General features: G+C 41.2%; 20 protein-coding genes. 9 read left to right on the top strand and 11 right to left on the bottom strand.

Annotated features, from left to right (window positions below; translation table 11 throughout):
* From MED217_RS01020 to MED217_RS00995, 6 genes are all read right to left on the bottom strand, one after another.
* Positions 1-293: type II toxin-antitoxin system RelE/ParE family toxin (locus tag MED217_RS01020; RefSeq protein ID WP_009778604.1), on the bottom strand; the 293-nt coding region annotated here is incomplete at its 3' end.
* 7 nt (positions 294-300) lie between these two features.
* Positions 301-516: an SH3 domain-containing protein gene (locus tag MED217_RS01015; protein WP_009778603.1), complete on the bottom strand. Its 216-nt coding sequence runs from the start codon at positions 514-516 to the stop codon at positions 301-303.
* Positions 517-601: 85 nt separating this feature from the next.
* Positions 602-1,312 carry a zinc metallopeptidase gene (locus MED217_RS01010; RefSeq protein ID WP_009778602.1) on the bottom strand — a complete coding sequence of 237 codons (711 nt, stop codon included), beginning with the start codon at positions 1,310-1,312 and terminating at the stop codon, positions 602-604.
* A gap of 84 nt (positions 1,313-1,396) precedes the next feature.
* Positions 1,397-2,509: an alanine dehydrogenase gene (ald, locus tag MED217_RS01005; RefSeq protein ID WP_009778601.1), complete on the bottom strand. Its 1,113-nt coding sequence runs from the start codon at positions 2,507-2,509 to the stop codon at positions 1,397-1,399.
* Between the two features lie 139 nt (positions 2,510-2,648).
* The gene (gene leuS, locus MED217_RS01000; protein WP_009778600.1) at positions 2,649-5,483 is read right to left on the bottom strand and encodes a leucine--tRNA ligase; all 2,835 of its coding nucleotides are present in this window, start codon (positions 5,481-5,483) and stop codon (positions 2,649-2,651) included.
* 202 nt (positions 5,484-5,685) lie between these two features.
* Positions 5,686-6,609 carry a ketopantoate reductase family protein gene (locus MED217_RS00995; RefSeq protein ID WP_009778599.1) on the bottom strand — a complete coding sequence of 308 codons (924 nt, stop codon included), beginning with the start codon at positions 6,607-6,609 and terminating at the stop codon, positions 5,686-5,688.
* 172 nt (positions 6,610-6,781) lie between these two features.
* On the opposite strand from MED217_RS00995, the gene MED217_RS00990 reads away from it, so the two are divergent.
* The 5 genes from MED217_RS00990 to MED217_RS18410 all read left to right on the top strand — a co-directional run bounded on the left by MED217_RS00990 (position 6,782) and on the right by MED217_RS18410 (position 10,355).
* Complete coding sequence (locus tag MED217_RS00990) at positions 6,782-7,660, top strand: cell division protein FtsX (RefSeq protein WP_009778598.1); 879 nt, start codon at positions 6,782-6,784, stop codon at positions 7,658-7,660.
* A gap of 69 nt (positions 7,661-7,729) precedes the next feature.
* Positions 7,730-8,005 carry a DUF3098 domain-containing protein gene (locus MED217_RS00985; protein WP_009778597.1) on the top strand — a complete coding sequence of 92 codons (276 nt, stop codon included), beginning with the start codon at positions 7,730-7,732 and terminating at the stop codon, positions 8,003-8,005.
* An 18-nt stretch (positions 8,006-8,023) separates the two neighbouring features.
* On the top strand, positions 8,024-8,821 hold the full coding sequence (uppP, locus tag MED217_RS00980) for an undecaprenyl-diphosphatase UppP (RefSeq protein ID WP_009778596.1): 798 nt from the start codon (positions 8,024-8,026) through the stop codon (positions 8,819-8,821).
* A gap of 24 nt (positions 8,822-8,845) precedes the next feature.
* Positions 8,846-9,559 carry a tRNA pseudouridine(55) synthase TruB gene (gene truB / locus MED217_RS00975; RefSeq protein ID WP_009778595.1) on the top strand — a complete coding sequence of 238 codons (714 nt, stop codon included), beginning with the start codon at positions 8,846-8,848 and terminating at the stop codon, positions 9,557-9,559.
* 61 nt (positions 9,560-9,620) lie between these two features.
* Positions 9,621-10,355, top strand: coding sequence for a hypothetical protein (locus tag MED217_RS18410; protein ID WP_009778594.1), 735 nt, complete (start codon positions 9,621-9,623; stop codon positions 10,353-10,355).
* On the opposite strand, the gene MED217_RS00965 is transcribed toward MED217_RS18410, so the two are convergent.
* Positions 10,333-10,971, bottom strand: a complete 639-nt coding sequence (locus tag MED217_RS00965) for a thioredoxin family protein (protein WP_009778593.1) — start codon at positions 10,969-10,971, stop codon at positions 10,333-10,335. The two genes, MED217_RS18410 and MED217_RS00965, sit on opposite strands and share 23 nt — an antisense overlap.
* A 144-nt stretch (positions 10,972-11,115) precedes the next feature.
* Here MED217_RS00965 and MED217_RS00960 point away from each other — a divergent pair, with 144 nt between their 5' ends.
* Positions 11,116-11,700, top strand: a complete 585-nt coding sequence (locus tag MED217_RS00960; protein WP_040532477.1) for a DNA-3-methyladenine glycosylase I — start codon at positions 11,116-11,118, stop codon at positions 11,698-11,700.
* Between the two features lie 59 nt (positions 11,701-11,759).
* Here MED217_RS00960 and aat read toward each other — a convergent pair whose 3' ends face one another.
* The 3 genes from aat to MED217_RS00945 form a co-directional block, all read right to left on the bottom strand.
* A complete protein-coding gene (gene aat / locus MED217_RS00955; RefSeq protein WP_040532475.1) occupies positions 11,760-12,398 on the bottom strand; it encodes a leucyl/phenylalanyl-tRNA--protein transferase in 639 nt (212 codons plus the stop codon).
* A 273-nt stretch (positions 12,399-12,671) separates the two neighbouring features.
* Positions 12,672-13,049: a DUF3127 domain-containing protein gene (locus MED217_RS00950; RefSeq protein ID WP_009778589.1), complete on the bottom strand. Its 378-nt coding sequence runs from the start codon at positions 13,047-13,049 to the stop codon at positions 12,672-12,674.
* Positions 13,050-13,085: 36 nt separating this feature from the next.
* A complete protein-coding gene (locus MED217_RS00945) occupies positions 13,086-13,967 on the bottom strand; it encodes a flavin reductase family protein (protein WP_009778588.1) in 882 nt (293 codons plus the stop codon).
* Between the two features lie 163 nt (positions 13,968-14,130).
* Here MED217_RS00945 and MED217_RS00940 point away from each other — a divergent pair, with 163 nt between their 5' ends.
* Genes MED217_RS00940 through MED217_RS00930 form a run of 3 tightly spaced genes read left to right on the top strand, consistent with a single transcriptional unit; the run spans position 14,131 to position 16,258 of the window.
* A complete protein-coding gene (locus MED217_RS00940) occupies positions 14,131-15,285 on the top strand; it encodes a sensor histidine kinase (RefSeq protein ID WP_009778587.1) in 1,155 nt (384 codons plus the stop codon).
* Positions 15,282-15,869 carry an NUDIX domain-containing protein gene (locus MED217_RS00935; protein WP_009778586.1) on the top strand — a complete coding sequence of 196 codons (588 nt, stop codon included), beginning with the start codon at positions 15,282-15,284 and terminating at the stop codon, positions 15,867-15,869. Before MED217_RS00940 ends, MED217_RS00935 begins: the two co-directional genes overlap by 4 nt.
* Positions 15,870-15,901: 32 nt before the next feature.
* Positions 15,902-16,258: a hypothetical protein gene (locus MED217_RS00930; protein WP_009778585.1), complete on the top strand. Its 357-nt coding sequence runs from the start codon at positions 15,902-15,904 to the stop codon at positions 16,256-16,258.
* Here MED217_RS00930 and MED217_RS00925 read toward each other — a convergent pair.
* On the bottom strand, positions 16,255-16,644 hold the full coding sequence (locus MED217_RS00925) for an HIT family protein (RefSeq protein WP_009778584.1): 390 nt from the start codon (positions 16,642-16,644) through the stop codon (positions 16,255-16,257). The two genes, MED217_RS00930 and MED217_RS00925, sit on opposite strands and share 4 nt — an antisense overlap.
* Positions 16,645-17,049: the final 405 nt, after the last annotated feature.

Raw genomic sequence — 17,049 nt, 5'->3', positions numbered from 1 at the left:
ATCTTATCTGGATCACGTCGCACGTCAAAAACATCATTGATAAGTATTGTATCTCCATCCACTATTCTATAAATAATTTTATAGTTACTTACCAGAATATAACGATACGTAAATTTTAAAGATTTGAGGTTTTCTTCAATTTGACCTGACTCCGGATGTTTCTCTAAATACTTGGAAGCACTTAAAATTTCAGTTCTTATTTTATGGGCTACACGCTTATTTACATGCTCTGCATAATACTCAAAACTTTCCTTTAAGCGATCAATTGCAAATTGAGACCAGAGAATACGCATAATTTCGTCACCACGTTTCTGATGTTTTATTTAAATCTTTCAAAGATTGTACTCGGCCTTGAGTATAATCATCTTCAGATTCATTAACACGAGATATTAAATCCTCTTTTGAAAAGCGCACACCTTCATCTTCAGAATTCAAAAGCTGTTCAATCAATTGATCTATTGAAAACTCTTCCGGAAGATGTTCTAACTGTTTTAATATTTTAGTTTTAGTCCACATTTTCAAAACTTTATAGCTTGAAGTTACACAAAAAAACCCATTCCAATTAAATGAAATGGGTTCTTAATTCTTCTAAGTTTCAAACTTATCTTCTACTTCCTAAAATCTGCAATGCGAAGTATAATAAGGTGGCTAACGAACCAATCGCAGCGACTACATACGTGCGGGCGGCCCATTTAAGTGCATCTTTAGCTCCGTCGTGTTCTCTTGGTGTCAACATATTAGCCGATTCTAACCACGCCAATGCACGGTTACTTGCATCATATTCCACAGGAAGTGTGATGAATGAAAACAAGGTTCCCATTGCAAAAAGCCCTAAACCAATGATAGCTACGGTCATCCCAAGACCAGACCCAATGATCGACATTAAAACAACCCCTCCAATAATCACAAACATCGACATACGCGACGCCACACTCACTACAGGAACCAATTTAGAACGCATGGTTAACCAACTGTAGGCCTTAGCATGTTGTACCGCGTGACCACACTCGTGTGCTGCAACAGCAGCCGCAGCGGCGTTGCGCTGATTATAAACCGGCTCACTAAGGTTAACGGTCTTTTTTGCAGGGTTATAATGGTCTGTTAACTGCCCTTGAACCGAAATTACCTTTACATCGGTAATTCCGTTATCGCTTAGCATTTTGCGCGCGATCTCAGCCCCGCTCATCCCGTTTTGTAGATGTATCTGCGAGTATTCTTTAAACTTACTTTTTAATTTATTGCTTACGGCCCAACTGATCAGTGCGATCACACCCACCAAAATGTAGTAGCCCATATATCCTCCTGTTATCATGTTTTTTGAATTTTTAGTGTTTTAAAACTAAAGAATAATTAGCAATAAATACGCCGAAAATCGCTTCTGCCGTTTTGACGTAAACTATAAAAATTCTGCTACAGGTTTAAAGGGTAAATCAAAAGCTTCAGATATTTCTTCATAAACAACTTCGCCTTTTATAATGCTCAATCCTTTTTGTAAATCCAGATGATCCTTGCAAGCTCTCGTCCATCCCTTTTCAGCAAGTTTGAGCACATACGGCAAGGTCACATTGGTTAGCGCCACGGTTGATGTATACGGCACAGCACCCGGCATATTTGCCACACAATAATGCACCACATCATCGATGATAAATACAGGATCTTCGTGCGTGGTAGGTCGTGAAGTTTCTACACAACCGCCTTGATCTACCGCCACATCTACGATCACTGTTCCCGGTCGCATATCTTTAAGCATATCTCGGGTAATCAATTTAGGCGCTTTGGCACCCGGAATTAACACCCCACCAATTATCAAATCGTGGGTTTTTATATGTCTACGGATGTTGAACTCATTCGAAAACTCAGTAACCACGTGCGGCGGCATAATATCATTTACATAACGCAAACGCTTCATACTAATATCAAGAATGGTAACGTGTGCACCGAGACCGGCAGCCATTTTAGCGGCTTGAATCCCCACGACTCCGGCACCTAGAACAAGGACTTTTCCGGGAGTTACGCCGGGAACACCGCCCAGCAATACGCCACGTCCTTTTACCGGTTTTTCCAAGTAACGCGCACCCTGCTGAATCGCCATACGTCCCGCAACTTCACTCATTGGGGTGAGCAAGGGCAAACTGCGATCAGACTCTTCTACGGTTTCATAAGCAATACAAACGCTCTTACTTTTGAGCATCGCCTGCGTAAGCGCTTCACTCGAGGCAAAATGAAAATAGGTAAACACGATCTGATTTTCCTTAACCAGGTCATATTCCGGCTCAATAGGCTCTTTGACCTTAACGATCATTTCGGCGATGGCATACACCTCCTCGATCGTGTCAAGAATTGCTGCTCCGGCATCTTCATAAATAGCATCGGTAAAGCCGCTGTGTTCTCCGGCTGTTTTTTGAACATACACCGTGTGCCCGCGTTTGGTAAGTTCAAAAACGCCACCGGGCGTGAGTCCTACACGGTTTTCATTGTTTTTAATTTCTTTTGGAACTCCAATAATCATAATTTGTGCTTTGCGCAGAAATTTAGTATTTCTCAAAAAGAAGCTTAGAAAGAATATGTCAAAAAGAAAAGGCTTATTTTGAGAATGTGTGAATTAACATCTCAAAATAAACCTCTGTTTTAAGAGTAGGACTGAATTTCTAGCCTACAAAGTTTACGATCTTACCGGGAACCACGATGACTTTCTTCGGTTCGCGACCGCCTAAATACTCCTGCGTTTTCTCGTGCGCACGTACTGCTTTTTCAATTTCTTCTTTAGAAAGATCTAGCGGAAGTTCCATCGTAAAACGCATTTTCCCATTAAACGATATTGGATATTCTTTACTGCTTTCTACCAGATGCTTTTCATCAAAATCCGGGAAAGAGGCAGTGGCGATCGACTCGTCGTGACCGAGCAAACTCCACAATTCTTCAGCGATGTGTGGTGCGTAAGGCGAAATCAACACCGCCAATGGCTCCAGCACTTCACGGTTGTTACATTTTGCAGCAGCGAGTTCGTTAACTGCGATCATAAACGTAGAAACCGAAGTATTAAAACTGAAGTTCTCAATATCTTCCTGTACCTTCTTGATGGTTTTATGCAAGGTTTTCATCGCCTCTTTAGAAGCCGGCACATCAGAAACTTCAAAGTCACCTAGATTTCCTGCTTTATCTACCTGATGGTATAGCTTCCATAATTTTTTAAGGAAGTTATGTACTCCCGTAATTCCTGCAGTATTCCAAGGTTTTGCCTGCTCTAATGGACCTAAAAACATCTCATACATACGCAACGTATCAGCCCCGTACTCCTCACAAATATCATCGGGATTCACCACGTTGTATTTGGATTTAGACATTTTTTCGACTTCGCGACCTACTTTATAAACTCCGTTTTCAAGAACAAATTCAGCATCCTTAAATTCTGGTCTCCAGTTTTTAAATGCCTCTACATCCAACTCATCAGATGCGTTTACAAACTCCACAGGCGCGTGGATGGGTTGTACAGATAAGTCTTTCTTGCTTTGAGCGGAAATAAATTTATTTTCACCCTCAATGCGATACACAAAAGCACTAGTTCCCAAAATCATCCCCTGATTGATCAGCTTTTTGAAAGGCTCTTCCACAGGTGCAAAACCACGGTCTTTAAGGAATTTCACCCAAAAACGGCTGTACAATAAATGCCCTGTTGCGTGCTCGCTACCTCCAATATAGAGGTCCACATTTTGCCAATACTCCATCGCTTCTTCTGAGGCAAAAGCTTCGTCGCGCAGAGCTTTCTCCATATATCTGAAAAAATACCAGCTGCTTCCTGCCCAACCCGGCATCGTATTCAACTCTAAAGGAAAAACCGTCTCGTGATCGATCTTGTCATTGCTCACGACTGCATTGGCTTGGATATCCCACGCCCAAACATCGGCGCGACCTAGTGGCGGCTCGCCTTCTTCGGTAGGTAAATATTTTTCTACTTCCGGCAAGTGAATCGGTAAATGCGCTGCATCAATCATTTGAGGCATTCCATCTACATAATACACCGGGAACGGCTCTCCCCAATAACGCTGACGGCTAAACACCGCGTCGCGCAAACGGTAATTTACTTTCCCTTTTCCGGCACCTAATTTTTCTAATGCTTCAATCGCTTTTGGCAATGCTTGCTTGTATGCCAGTCCATTTAAGAAATCTGAATCTTTAAGCGGAGTTGCATCTTTTTCAGCATAGGCTTGTTCGCTGATATCGACTCCGTCAAAAATATTCTTGATCGGAATGTTGAAATGCGTTGCAAAATCCCAGTCGCGTTGATCTCCACAAGGAACCGCCATCACAGCACCGGTTCCATAACCAGCCAACACGTAGTCACCAATCCAGATCGGAATCGGCTCTTTTGTAAAGGGATGCTCGGCATACGCACCGGTAAATGCACCAGAAATGGTTTTTACATCGGCCATACGCTCGCGCTCGCTACGCTTTGCAGTAGCTTCGATATAGGCATCAACCTCAGCTTTTTGCTCTGGAGTTGTTATTTCTTTTACAAGGTCTAATTCCGGCGCTAGTGTCATAAACGTCACCCCAAAAATGGTATCGGGACGCGTGGTAAATACTGAAATAGTCTCTTCTGAATCTTTAATCTTAAACTGTACCGAGGCTCCTTTTGAACGCCCGATCCAGTTGGTTTGCGAGTCTTTAAGCGGCTGTGGCCAGTCAATATATTGCAAACCGTCTAGCAAACGCTGTGCATAAGCGCTGATACGCATACTCCACTGCGTCATTTTTTTGCGCACCACAGGATGCCCGCCACGTTCTGAAACGCCGTTCACGATCTCATCGTTTGCCAAAACCGTACCCAACGCAGGACACCAGTTTACTTCGGTTTCTGCCAGATAGGTTAATCTATATTTTAAAAGAAGTTCTTGTTTTGCTTTCGCGGAAGCGGAATTCCATTCTTCAGCGGTAAAGGTTTCAACATCCTCATCGCATACTGCATTTACCGAAGCATTTCCTTCGGCTTCAAACTTGGCGATCAGCGTGTCAATATGCTCTGCCTGGTTGGTATCGTTGTTATACCAACTTTCAAAAAGCTGAATGAAAATCCATTGTGTCCATTTGTAATATTCCGGATTTGAAGTGCGCACCTCGCGACTCCAATCGAATGAAAATCCTATTTTATCTAATTGCTCGCGGTAACGGGCAATGTTAGTTTCGGTAGTAATTGCAGGGTGTTGCCCGGTTTGAATCGCATATTGCTCTGCCGGAAGACCAAACGAATCATACCCCTGCGGATGCAACACATTAAACCCTTGATGACGCTTGTAACGCGCATAAATATCACTGGCAATATATCCCAGCGGATGCCCAACGTGCAGTCCCGCACCTGATGGATACGGAAACATATCGAGCACATAATATTTTGGCTTGTCGCTGTTATTTTTTGCCTGAAAAGTACCGTGATCACTCCAGTACTCTTGCCATTTTTCTTCTATCGCGTTAAAATCGTAGTTCATTACCGTGTATTGCTTTGCGCACTGCGCATTTTAATGAGCGGCAAATTTAACGATTTAAAAGCGATTTAAGCAGACCGGTTTTTTGGCACCGCCAAAGGGTTAAATACTCCGTCCCGAAAGCTTTCGGGATGTCACGAAATTGAAAATTTGTTCGGAACGAATGCCACGTGGGTCTGCCCTAAGGGAGTTTACTCGAGGTTTTCTAGGATCTTGCCTCTTTTTCCATTGGCAATAAACACTCAAAGATCATCTCGTTTACCGGCACAGAAACACCTAGACGCTTTCCTTCGCGCACAATGTAGCCGTTAAAGTTGTTGAGTTCGCTGGGTTTACCCTCCATAATATCGCGTTGCGTAGAAGCAGTCACCTCTGCGCCTTGATTCTGGATCGCCTCAAATACCGATTTCATATGTTTTTCGGTAAGTGCAATTCCTTTTGCTTTGGCTACATTAAAAATCTCCTGTGCGGTGTCTTGCATCATTTTAAATAAATAAGCACTCGAACGTATTTTACCCATAGGCACACGCGTCAAACCACCAATACCGCTTATGGTACAAATGAATAGAAATTTCTTCCAGATCTCTACTTGAATATCTTTAACCAAATGCGCTGTAAAACCGGCTTCTTCAAATAATGCTTGAAGTTCTTTTGCTCGTTCAGAAAGGCTTCCGTCGAGTTCACCAAAGGTGATGCTGGGTTCAAAAGTAGGATGCTTTATTTTTCCCGGACCGTCTTTAAATGCAACTATTCTACATAAACCACCCAAAACCTGAGCATCAGGCAATACTTCAAGAATTTTTTCAGCATTAGAAGCTCCGTTTTGTAACGGCAGAAACAGCGTTTCGGCGTTCACATAAGGCTTTAAAGCTTCAATCGTCTCGGGAACCTGCCACGATTTTACTCCTAAAATCACAAGATTAGACGTTGGGATTTCGTTTAAATCGTCAGTAGCCAAATCGGGTTCAGCTACAAAATCACCTTTATAACTTGTGACTTCTAATCCGTTTTTTTGAATCGCTTCCAGGTGTTTTCCGCGAGCAATAAACGTCACGTGATTCTTAGTTTTGGTGAGTTTTCCGCCAAAATAGCCTCCAACGCCACCTATTCCGTAGATTAAAATATTCATAAACGTTTGTAATAAGAGTTTAAGCACTTCATTTTAAACCGATAACGCCAGTATTGGTGCTAAACGCGCGAATTGCTTCAGTATAAAAATACAAAATGCGCCAAGCGTGCGTTTAAGAAGCACGAACTTTAGTATTTTTGTCCACGAATCGCATTAAATTTTACGCAGCAGCATGGCATCATCCTTTGAAAAGTTTCAACGTCGCAGACTGATCTCCTCGTATTTTTCGGTGATTTTAAGTATTGCGCTGGTACTTTTCTTATTGGGATTACTGGGCCTTCTTGTGCTCAACTCTAAAAAAGTTGCCGATCATTTTAAAGAACAGATCGCATTGACGATTTATTTAAAGGATGATGCAAAAGATGTTGAGATCAAACAATTGGAAAAAACACTTGCCCTAGCCGATTACACCAAGTCGACGCAGTTTGTTTCTAAAGAAGAAGCTGCCGAAGAACACAGCAAAGAAATAGGCGAGAATTTTATGGACTTTTTGGGCTACAACCCGCTGCAAAATTCCATTGACGTCTATCTCAAAGCCGATTTTGTTGATGCGGCTCAGGTTAAAGAAATCGCAGATAATTTACTTGCTAAAGACTTTGTAGAAGAAGTAAATTATGACCAGCCTTTGATCTCGCTGCTTAACGATAACATCAAAAAAATAAGTTTGTGGGTGATGATCATCAGCGGTGTGTTTACGCTCATCGCGGTATTGCTCATCAACTCTGCGATACGTCTTTCGGTATATTCTAAGCGTTTTACGATTAAAACGATGCAAATGGTGGGCGCGACCAAGGGGTTCATTCGCCGCCCGTTTATCTGGCTGAGTATGAAATTAGGAATGGTAGGCGCAGTAATCGCACTCGCAGGAATGGCTGCGGTTTTGTATTATTTAAACCAAACCTTCCCTGAGTTAGAATTGCTGGCAGACCCTATGATTCTGGCTATTTTATTTGTAGGCGTTTTTGTAGCGAGTATGATCATCACGTGGTTTAGCACGTTTTTGGCTACTCAACGCTTTTTGAATTTAAGAACAGACGAGCTCTATTATTAGACTTGAGACATTAGATAAGAGCTTTTAGATCAACAGCTCTTTCCAAACATAATTTTTAACCCTTTTAGCATGGGAGAACAAAAACGAAAAAAGCAAAACGAACTGCACCGTAGCAGTTTTATTTTTAAGAAGAAAAACTACAAGGTGATGTTGATAGGACTTGGTGTGATCGCACTTGGTTTTATCCTGATGTCTGGCGGTGGTAGTGATGATCCTAATGTTTTCAATCCGGAAATTTACAACTGGAGACGTATACGCCTGGCGCCTGCTTTGGTTTTGATTGGTTTTGGTATTGAAGTCTATGCGATTTTACTGAATCCTGATAAGAATAAAAACACCAACTAACTTACCTACATCTAGTAAATGGATATAATCGATGCGATAATTCTCGGAATCATTCAAGGCCTTACCGAATTTTTACCGGTTTCTTCAAGCGGTCATCTTGAACTCGGAAAAGCTATTTTGGGCGACAGCACCCTGCCTGAAGAAAGCTTACTCTTTACTGTGGTTTTGCATTTTGCAACCGCTTTGAGTACGATCGTAGTTTTTAGAAAGGATATTTTTGACATTCTCAAAGGCTTGTTTCAGTTTAAATGGAATGATGAAATGCAGTTTTCTGTAAAAATCATCATCTCTATGATTCCTGCTGTGATCATCGGTTTATTTTTTGAAGAACAATTAGAAAGTCTTTTTGGCGGAAACATTCTGCTGGTAGGAATGATGCTTATCATTACCGCACTTTTACTATGGCTGGCAGATAAGGCTAAAGACACCCAAAAGCCGGTAAGTTATAGCAACGCTTTTACAATTGGTATCGCGCAAGCCATTGCCATGCTACCCGGGATTTCCAGAAGTGGTGCAACCATCTCGACTTCGGTTTTATTAGGAAATGACAAAAGTAAAGCCGCACGTTTTTCGTTTTTGATGGTGGTTCCCCTTATATTCGGAAAGATCGCAAAAGACCTGCTTAGCGGTGAGATCACAACCGAATCTGGTAATTTCACAGCACTTTCTATAGGTTTTGTTGCTGCATTCATCAGCGGACTTATCGCTTGTACCTGGATGATCAAATTGGTTAAAAAGAGTAAACTTTCTTGGTTTGCCATCTATTGCCTTATCGTAGGTATCATCGCCGTAAGTTTTGGGTATTACAACCTGTAAACCGAAGCATTACAAAAACACATTATGCAGTTTACCGAAGAATATTTTAAAGAAGGTCAGGTTTTACTTTTTGACAAGCCGCTCAATTGGACCTCATTCCAACTGGTAAACAAAGTGCGTTGGTTGATACGCAAGACCTATAAAATCAAAAAAATTAAGGTGGGTCACGCGGGTACTTTAGACCCCTTAGCTACGGGCCTGCTTATCATCTGCACCGGTAAATTCACCAAGCGTATTGAAGAATTTATGGGGCAAGAGAAAGAATATACAGGCACCATCGTGTTAGGTGCTACTACACCTTCTTATGACCTGGAAACGGAGATTGATCAAACTTTCCCTACAGCTCATTTGAATGACGAACTCATAAAAAAAACTACTGCTCAATTTACAGGAAGCATACAGCAGCAACCGCCGGTTTTTTCCGCATTGAAGAAAGACGGAAAGCGTTTGTACGAGTTTGCGCGCGCGGGTGAGAAAGTTGAAATTCCCAGCAGAACAGTTGAAGTTTCAGCCTTTGAGATCACAAGAATCGAACTTCCTGAGGTTGATTTTAGGGTGCGTTGCAGTAAAGGCACTTACATAAGATCTCTAGCTCACGATTTTGGAAAAGCATTAAATAGCGGCGGGCATCTTTCCGCTTTGCGCAGAACAAAAATTGGAGATTTTGATGTGATAGATGCCACTTCGTTAGAGGCATTTGAAGCTGCTTTACAACAAGCTGAAGCTTCAAACAATTAGTTAACAGCTCTTCCGTTTTGTTTAACAACCACGCATTCGGCGTTTTTGTATTTTTATACTGATGAAACTTTCACCTGAAGATAAAGCGATGTTGATCACCTTTAGCGGTGCCAGTATTCTTGCAGTTATCTTTTTGTTTTTTACCATCAAACCTTATGACACTTCACAAGTAGAAGAATTTATTCCGATTCCTATCATTGAAGAAGAAGTTATTGAGGAAGAACTTTTGGAGCAGACCGAAGAAGAAGTGTTACAAACACAGCAAATCACCAATCAAGCACAAAGCAGCAGTAGATTGGTACGCGAAGCCAATCGTTTCTTCAGCCAACAAGATGAACGCGACAACGCCTTAAAAAGCGATACCGAAACCGCAGATCCCTCAGAGGATTCTGATGGTGATGAGGAAGCCTTTCCCGATTACAGAGAGCGTATTGCACTCTTGCGTCAAAAACGCGCGGCACAACAATCTGCCGGCACTTCAGAAAACACAGAAGAAGTCTCAAAAGTAAACACGTCTAGCAATCGTCGCAGTACAGTAAACTATCAACTCAAAGACCGAAACGCCATCCAAATCCCTAATCCCGTTTATACCTGTGATGCAACAGGACGCGTGGTCATTAACATTCAAGTGAGTGGCGCAGGCGGCGTTTCTAAAGTTACCTTTAATAAAAATGCGTCGAGCACTTCAAACGGCTGTCTTGTAGATCAAGCCTTAGAATATGCTAAACAAGCGATTTTTAACTCCAGTAAGCGAGAATCGCAACTAGGTTCGATCAGTTTTGAGTTTCAAGGTTAAAGGCTTTTAAGATCTCAAGCAATTCTTCAACTATCGCCTGCCCTTTGTTATCGTTATACCATTTCTGGAGCGTATTGATAAACTCTGGCGTTATCGCTTCGTTTTCTGCTTTAAAATCTGTGACGAGTTGTTGCGCGGCTTTGGAGCGTGAACCCCAACTTGTTACCACCGCATTATTCTCAGGATCCTGAACGATCAACTTAGGAATTGCTTTTCCGCCATTGGTCAAAAACGCGTCCATCAATTGCGGGTGATCATCACGCAATACCAGATTAAAATTGATCGCAGGCTGAAGTTGTGCCATTTTATGCATCACCGCAACGGCTGCGGGAGCGTCGCCACACCAACTTTCGGTAAGTACTAACCAGTTTACCGGCTTTGTGTAGGCTTTTAAAGCTTCCTCCTGCTCCTGCGTAAACTTGAGCGTTTTATCCCAGCGCTTCATCCGGCGGTCATTGAGTACCGTATAATTTGATAAGGCTTCGGTTTGTGTATGTCCCGTACTTGTAAAAGCTTCGGCGTGCTTTGCAACCAGTAAGCGATAATCTGCATAGGTTAATGCATTCTTAAGCGCTTCGGTCACCAATTCTTGTCGTTCTAAGGTTGTAATAGTCATAGAACAAAAGTCGGTTTTTTATAAACCAACTTACAATCCAAAGTGCTTTGATGCGTTTTAAAAATGTATACCTTTAATTTTTAATTGGCGCCGCCAAAGGGATTAATACTCCAAGGCTCGCCCTGAAGTAATTTACTTTGAATTATGACAAAACAAAGATGTGGCTGGTGTGTGGGCGACCCGCTTTATGAGGCGTACCACGATCAAGAATGGGGCGTTCCTGTTTATGACGATCAAACGATTTTTGAGTTTTTGATTTTAGAAACTTTTCAGGCGGGTTTAAGTTGGATCACGATTTTGCGCAAGCGCGAAAACTTCCGCGAAGCACTTGATGACTTTGACTATAAAAAGATAGCGTGTTATTCTGAAGCCAAACTGGAAGCGCTGCTTCAAAACCCCGGAATCATCAGAAATAAATTAAAGGTAAAAGCTACCGTTAGCAATGCACAGGCTTTTATAGAAATTCAGGAAGAATTTGGTAGTTTTTCAAAATACATCTGGAGTTTTGTCAACCATAAGCCTGTTCAGAATTCGGTGAAAATTTACAAAGAAGCTCCGGCAACTACAGCAATAAGTGACGCGCTATCAAAAGACCTAAAAAAACGTGGTTTTAAATTTACCGGTTCGACGGTAGTCTATGCGCATATGCAAGCGACCGGAATGGTTAACGATCACGAGGTAGATTGTTTTAGATATGCTGAAGTTAAAAGCCTCGGGGTAAAACCTTGAGCGATTAGGAGAAAGTTATGCTTAGTTTGAGCACGCCAGCTTTTAGAATCGAATAAAAACTAGCCTAAGTAAGACAGAAATTCTTCTCTTGAGATTTCTTTAGCCCCCAAACTTTCAAGATGAGCGGTATACACTTGGCAGTCGATAAGCTTGTAATCCTGTTGCGTAAGTTTTTGAGCCAAAGAAATAAACGCCACTTTACTGGCATTACTCACTTTTGAAAACATGCTTTCGCCACAAAAAACCTGCTTGTCTTTTAAATTTACACCGTACAAACCACCTACGAGCTCCTCATCTTGCCACACCTCTACAGACTGGGCATAACCTAATTTATGAAGATTTAAATAAGCTTCAACCATATCGTTTGTGATCCAGGTGCCATGCTGTCCCTCGCGCTCAATCCGTTTGCAATTTAAGATCACATCAAGAAAACGGGTGTTATACGTCACCTTAAATGCTGCTTCACGCAGCACTTTACGCATTGATTTTGAAATATGAATTTCCTGAGGAATCAAAACCATTCTGGGGTCGGGCGACCACCATAAAACCGGTTGGCCATCATTATACCACGGGAATATCCCTTTAGAATAGGCGTCAACGAGTCGTGCCGAACTTAGGTCTGCCCCCACAGCAAGCAACCCGTCTTCATCTGCAAAGCGGTAATCAGGAAACGGCTGATTGGAGTTAATGAATATGATACTTTATGATTTTGATAAAAATGAATACAAAATTTTGATTAATTCCGATTTTTTACCGAAATTTATAATAACCTATTTAAAAATTTTGTTCATCATTGCTTTTTTAGTTTAAGAATAGGTTAACCTAAAACCAATTAAAAGCTCTTGTACCAAGAGCTTTTTTTTATGCAGTAAACTAGCCTTGGAGCATTAAACCTCGATTATTAAATAAAATGAAGAACCCCCGAAACTTACTAAAAGTATCGGGGGTTTTATTCTAGTTTAACGCACTTTTTAGAAAGGCAAATCGTCGTGATCGTCATCATCAAAATCTGAAGCCGGCTCAAACTGGTCTGCTGGTGGTACCGGTGGCATTCCTGCAGATGGTGCTGCGCTTTCAAGACTTTCGATTCTCCAACCTTGTATGCTATTAAAATATTTGGTCTCTCCTTGAGGATTCACCCACTCGCGACCTCTAAGATTGATGCTTATTTTTACATTTTGCCCAATGTTAAAGTTGTTCAACAAGTCGGTCTTGTCCTGTACAAATTCAACCATTATAGGCTGTGGGTATTGTTCTTCGGTAGTTACAACAACTTCGCGCTTTCTAAAACCATTGTTCCCAAAGGTTTGTACGTCTCCAATCAATTTAATTTTTCCCTGTACTTCCATTTCTGTTGTTTTGTTTATATGATAAGCCTTTTAAAATTAGGCTAAAATTAATTTCCAGGCATCGCCCGTTCTATCTTGATTTACTAATTCTTTAATTGCTTGATGCAAGCGTTCCTGATCACCTGAGTTTACCACTTCTTTCAAGTCTTGATTTTCAGCTAAAAATACCTTTACAGCTTCGGCATCCGGTAAAGCTGCGATATTGCCCAATCTTCCCAGATCGTTTCCGCTAAGCACAGTACTCAATCGTACCGCTTCCGGCAACGCATCTACACCAACCCCAAGATTGCGCAACGGCTTGGGCACTTCAAACATGCCGTCTATAGCACGCGTGTACCAATTACCTCCCATACGCGCTACAAGATCGATTTTATGCTCATCGATTGTTTCTGCTTCGGTCAACACCTCCTTTTTGATATGAATTCTGAGCACCTCGCAAACGACAAGATTCCCGGAGCCTCCTTCGGTTCCCAAAGCGACAACCTCATTTACCTTACATTCTAATTGTACCGGAGCTTCTTTCACGCGAAAAGGTTTCACCGCTTCTGAATGCGCTTTGCTAAAACCTGCTTTGATAAACTCATCTACGCCGGCTTCATATTCTGTACTTGCCAGAGACATTTGCTGCACCATCGCATAATTCACCATATTGATCACAACTTCTCTGGTCGCAAGAATATTATCTAACGTATGCTTTGTGGTATTGTCTCTCCCCCTACGCACAGGCGAAAACACAACAATAGGCGGATTTGAACTGAACACATTAAAAAAACTATACGGCGCCAGATTGGGTTTGCCTTCAGCATCTAAAGTACTTGCAAAAGCAATAGGACGCGGCCCCACAGCAGCAGATAAAAGGCCATAAATCCTGGCATTCTCTGAAGTTTTAGGGTCTATAGAAAGTGTTTCGGTGCTCATTTGGCAAAGGTAGGCATACGATAGTATTCTTAAAACCGTTTTGAAAACAATAATTGTATTAGAAATATTTTATATTTAGTTCGAGTGCCACCTTGCATTTGCGCTTTATTCAAGACGCAGCAATAGGCTTAACCTAAACACGAGCTTCAAAGAAACGAATCCTATGAATTTTAATAAAGATCAGCGTTTTATTCGCTGGTTTATCATTTTTGCAGCGGTGGTCATTACTGCGCTTATTCTTTGGAATGTCTCCTTATTTTTTGACCAACTCAAACAGTCAGAACGGGACCGTATGGAAATTTGGGCTACGTCTATGGAAGCCTTTAACACCGAAGACATCAACCAGTATTATGCGCTAAGTCAAAAGATAAATTCAAAAAACCAATACATCCCGATAATCATTACCGATTACAAGGACAGTATTGTAAACAGCATTAACATACCCGAGAACATTCTTGAAAATCCGGCACGGTCTCAAGAATTACTGCTCGAAATGGCTGCCGAAAATGACCCCATACGCATCGATATTCTAGGTGGTGAACTCTGGTACGCCTACTACGGGCACTCTCCGGTGATCAATCAATTAAAGTTTTTCCCGGTAGTGCTGGTTATTATCGTGATCCTTTTTATCGCGGTGATCTATTTCTTCTATGCGACTTCAAAAGCTTCTGAACAAAACTCCTTATGGGCAGGAATGGCCAAAGAAACAGCGCATCAAATAGGCACGCCGCTTTCTTCGCTCGTTGGATGGACCGAAATTTTAAAGGCCGAACATGTGAATCCCGATTATATTGAAGAGATCAACAAAGACATAAACCGACTCGAAATTATTACCGGTAGATTTTCACAAATAGGAAGTATCCCAAAACTTGATCCTAAAAATATCATTACCGAAACGCAAGACGCGTTTGAATACCTGGCCAATCGCAGTTCAAAACTCATTGATTTTGAGATAGACGTCCCCCGCGGACAGCTTTTTGTGATGCTCAATAAAGAACTTTATGCCTGGAGCATTGAGAACTTGGTCAAGAATGCCATTGATGCGATGAAAGGAAAAGGTAAACTCACATTAACCATAAAACGCGACACCCGCTACGCAAAAATTTTAATTTCAGACACCGGTAAAGGAATCCCAAAAATGAACTTCAATACCATTTTTGAACCGGGTTATACAACCAAAAAACGAGGTTGGGGACTGGGCTTATCACTTACTAAACGCATTATTGAAGAATATCATGATGGCCAAGTGCGTGTGTTGCAAAGCGAACTCAACAAAGGAACAACCTTTCAAATAGCCCTAAAACTTATAGATGAATGAACGATAAGGTAAGAAATATGAACGTGAGTATACTGTCTGACAATTGGTATACGCTAAAGAAGGTTGATTTTGAATACCTCAACAATCAAAACACTTGGGAAAAGCAATCGCGCGAAGCCTATGACCGTGGCAATGGCGCGGTGGTTTTACTTTATAATCTCGAGCGGCAAACGGTAATTCTCACACGACAGTTTAGAATGCCCACGTATCTCAATAAGAATAAAGACGGCATGATGATCGAAGCCTGTGCCGGTTTGCTGGATGAAAACGATCCCAAAACCGCTATCATTAAAGAGATCGAAGAAGAAACCGGCTACCGCATCAAAACGGTTGAAAAGGTATTTGAATCCTATATGTCACCGGGATCTGTAACCGAAATTCTCCATTTCTTTATTGCAGCATATACTGAAGATCAAAAAGTATCAGAAGGTGGTGGTGCTGCCGATGAAACCGAAAATATTGAGGTTCTAGAATATAGCTTTACTGAAGCTTTAGCACTAATAAAATCGGGAGAAATCAAGGATGCCAAAACCATTATGCTCTTACAATATGCACAAATAAATCTGGCGAATCTTATGAAATGATTTATTTTTGCGCCACCAACTAACCTTTGAATATGGCTTCTTCCTACGTAAAATTTGGCGAGTCTAAACTGCGCAACAACTGCCCAAAATGTTACGCGCAAGATGGATTAAGTTTTACGTTTTACAACAAAATAGAAGACAATAAATTACTTACCAAAGCTACCAAAAACGTAAAAGGAGAGCTGCATTGCAGTCATTGTTCTTCGCAGGTATATCCCGGTCTATGGACCGACGAAATCGACCGTGTTTACCTTTATAACCTAAAGAGAATAGGCGATCCTGAGACCTATACCCGCTTTAAACCTCTTGCAATACTCATTCTTATTGCCATTGTAGTCGTTGCCGCAGCAGCAGCTTTTGCACTTTATAATTTTAAAATAGCGGCTTAAAGCGCTTCATTGATCTGTTGAGCAAGAGCTTTAAATTCCTCCTGATCTAGTTTAGTTTTATTGATAAAACGCGCATCTTCCATCGTAGTAAGCGGGATCAAATGTACGTGCACGTGTGGTACTTCAAGACCAATTACTGATACACCTATGCGCTCGCAAGTCACTACCTGTTCTAAAGCAAGTGCTACCTTTCGGCTAAAAGCCATAAGCGCCATATAATCTTCTTCAGGTAGATCAAAAATCTTGTTTACCTCCTTTTTAGGAATGCACAAGGTATGCCCCTTTGCATTGGGATTTATATCTAAAATTGCGATGTGTTGCGCATCTTCGGCAACGATATGACCGGGAATTTCGCGGTTGATGATTTTTGTGAATATTGAAGCCATAATTTAAATTCTAAGGATAAGCTTTTGTATGCTTAACAAAAGTATTATTTATAATTAAACAATCTCTAACTAAAGGGATGCATTGCACGCTTACCAGCAATTATTAAACGAACGTTTAAAATTTGAAGGCCAAATTCTGTCGTCTAGCAACGTTATGCTGTTGTCTGTCTATTTTAACCTCAACTTTTGCTTGATTTTAGCTTAATTACTAAGGATTAGTCATTGATAATCAATAAGCATAATCATTAAGCCGTGATAATTTCTAATTTTAATAGATTTTAGCACAGTATCGTTATTTTTTTGAAACAGCTATCTAAAGTTAAATCCTGTACTTTGGTTTTAAAAAACCAGCCAAGTTTATAATCTTGGTTGGTGTAAGATTCAGATTATGCTTATTGATCCATC

The sequence above is a fragment of the Leeuwenhoekiella blandensis MED217 genome (assembly GCF_000152985.1).
GTDB classification, from domain to species: Bacteria; Bacteroidota; Bacteroidia; order Flavobacteriales; family Flavobacteriaceae; genus Leeuwenhoekiella; species Leeuwenhoekiella blandensis.
Note: the sequence above shows the minus strand (reverse complement) of the source record. Positions and strands in the feature narration are given on the sequence as shown.

Excerpts from the sequence above, each read along its gene's own strand:
- MED217_RS00940 (WP_009778587.1), top strand. The coding sequence starts at position 14,131 with ATGAATTTTAATAAAGATCAGCGTTTTATTCGCTGGTTTATCATTTTT.
- truB (WP_009778595.1), top strand. The coding sequence starts at position 8,846 with ATGCAGTTTACCGAAGAATATTTTAAAGAAGGTCAGGTTTTACTTTTT.
- MED217_RS00965 (WP_009778593.1), bottom strand. The coding sequence starts at position 10,971 with ATGACTATTACAACCTTAGAACGACAAGAATTGGTGACCGAAGCGCTT.
- MED217_RS00925 (WP_009778584.1), bottom strand. The coding sequence starts at position 16,644 with ATGGCTTCAATATTCACAAAAATCATCAACCGCGAAATTCCCGGTCAT.
- MED217_RS00930 (WP_009778585.1), top strand. The coding sequence starts at position 15,902 with ATGGCTTCTTCCTACGTAAAATTTGGCGAGTCTAAACTGCGCAACAAC.
- MED217_RS00935 (WP_009778586.1), top strand. The coding sequence starts at position 15,282 with ATGAACGATAAGGTAAGAAATATGAACGTGAGTATACTGTCTGACAAT.
- MED217_RS18410 (WP_009778594.1), top strand. The coding sequence starts at position 9,621 with ATGAAACTTTCACCTGAAGATAAAGCGATGTTGATCACCTTTAGCGGT.
- ald (WP_009778601.1), bottom strand. The coding sequence starts at position 2,509 with ATGATTATTGGAGTTCCAAAAGAAATTAAAAACAATGAAAACCGTGTA.
- MED217_RS01010 (WP_009778602.1), bottom strand. The coding sequence starts at position 1,312 with ATGATAACAGGAGGATATATGGGCTACTACATTTTGGTGGGTGTGATC.
- MED217_RS00985 (WP_009778597.1), top strand. The coding sequence starts at position 7,730 with ATGGGAGAACAAAAACGAAAAAAGCAAAACGAACTGCACCGTAGCAGT.
- MED217_RS00945 (WP_009778588.1), bottom strand. The coding sequence starts at position 13,967 with ATGAGCACCGAAACACTTTCTATAGACCCTAAAACTTCAGAGAATGCC.
- MED217_RS00990 (WP_009778598.1), top strand. The coding sequence starts at position 6,782 with ATGGCATCATCCTTTGAAAAGTTTCAACGTCGCAGACTGATCTCCTCG.
- uppP (WP_009778596.1), top strand. The coding sequence starts at position 8,024 with ATGGATATAATCGATGCGATAATTCTCGGAATCATTCAAGGCCTTACC.
- MED217_RS00960 (WP_040532477.1), top strand. The coding sequence starts at position 11,116 with ATGACAAAACAAAGATGTGGCTGGTGTGTGGGCGACCCGCTTTATGAG.
- MED217_RS00950 (WP_009778589.1), bottom strand. The coding sequence starts at position 13,049 with ATGGAAGTACAGGGAAAAATTAAATTGATTGGAGACGTACAAACCTTT.
- leuS (WP_009778600.1), bottom strand. The coding sequence starts at position 5,483 with ATGAACTACGATTTTAACGCGATAGAAGAAAAATGGCAAGAGTACTGG.
- MED217_RS01015 (WP_009778603.1), bottom strand. The coding sequence starts at position 516 with ATGTGGACTAAAACTAAAATATTAAAACAGTTAGAACATCTTCCGGAA.
- MED217_RS00995 (WP_009778599.1), bottom strand. The coding sequence starts at position 6,609 with ATGAATATTTTAATCTACGGAATAGGTGGCGTTGGAGGCTATTTTGGC.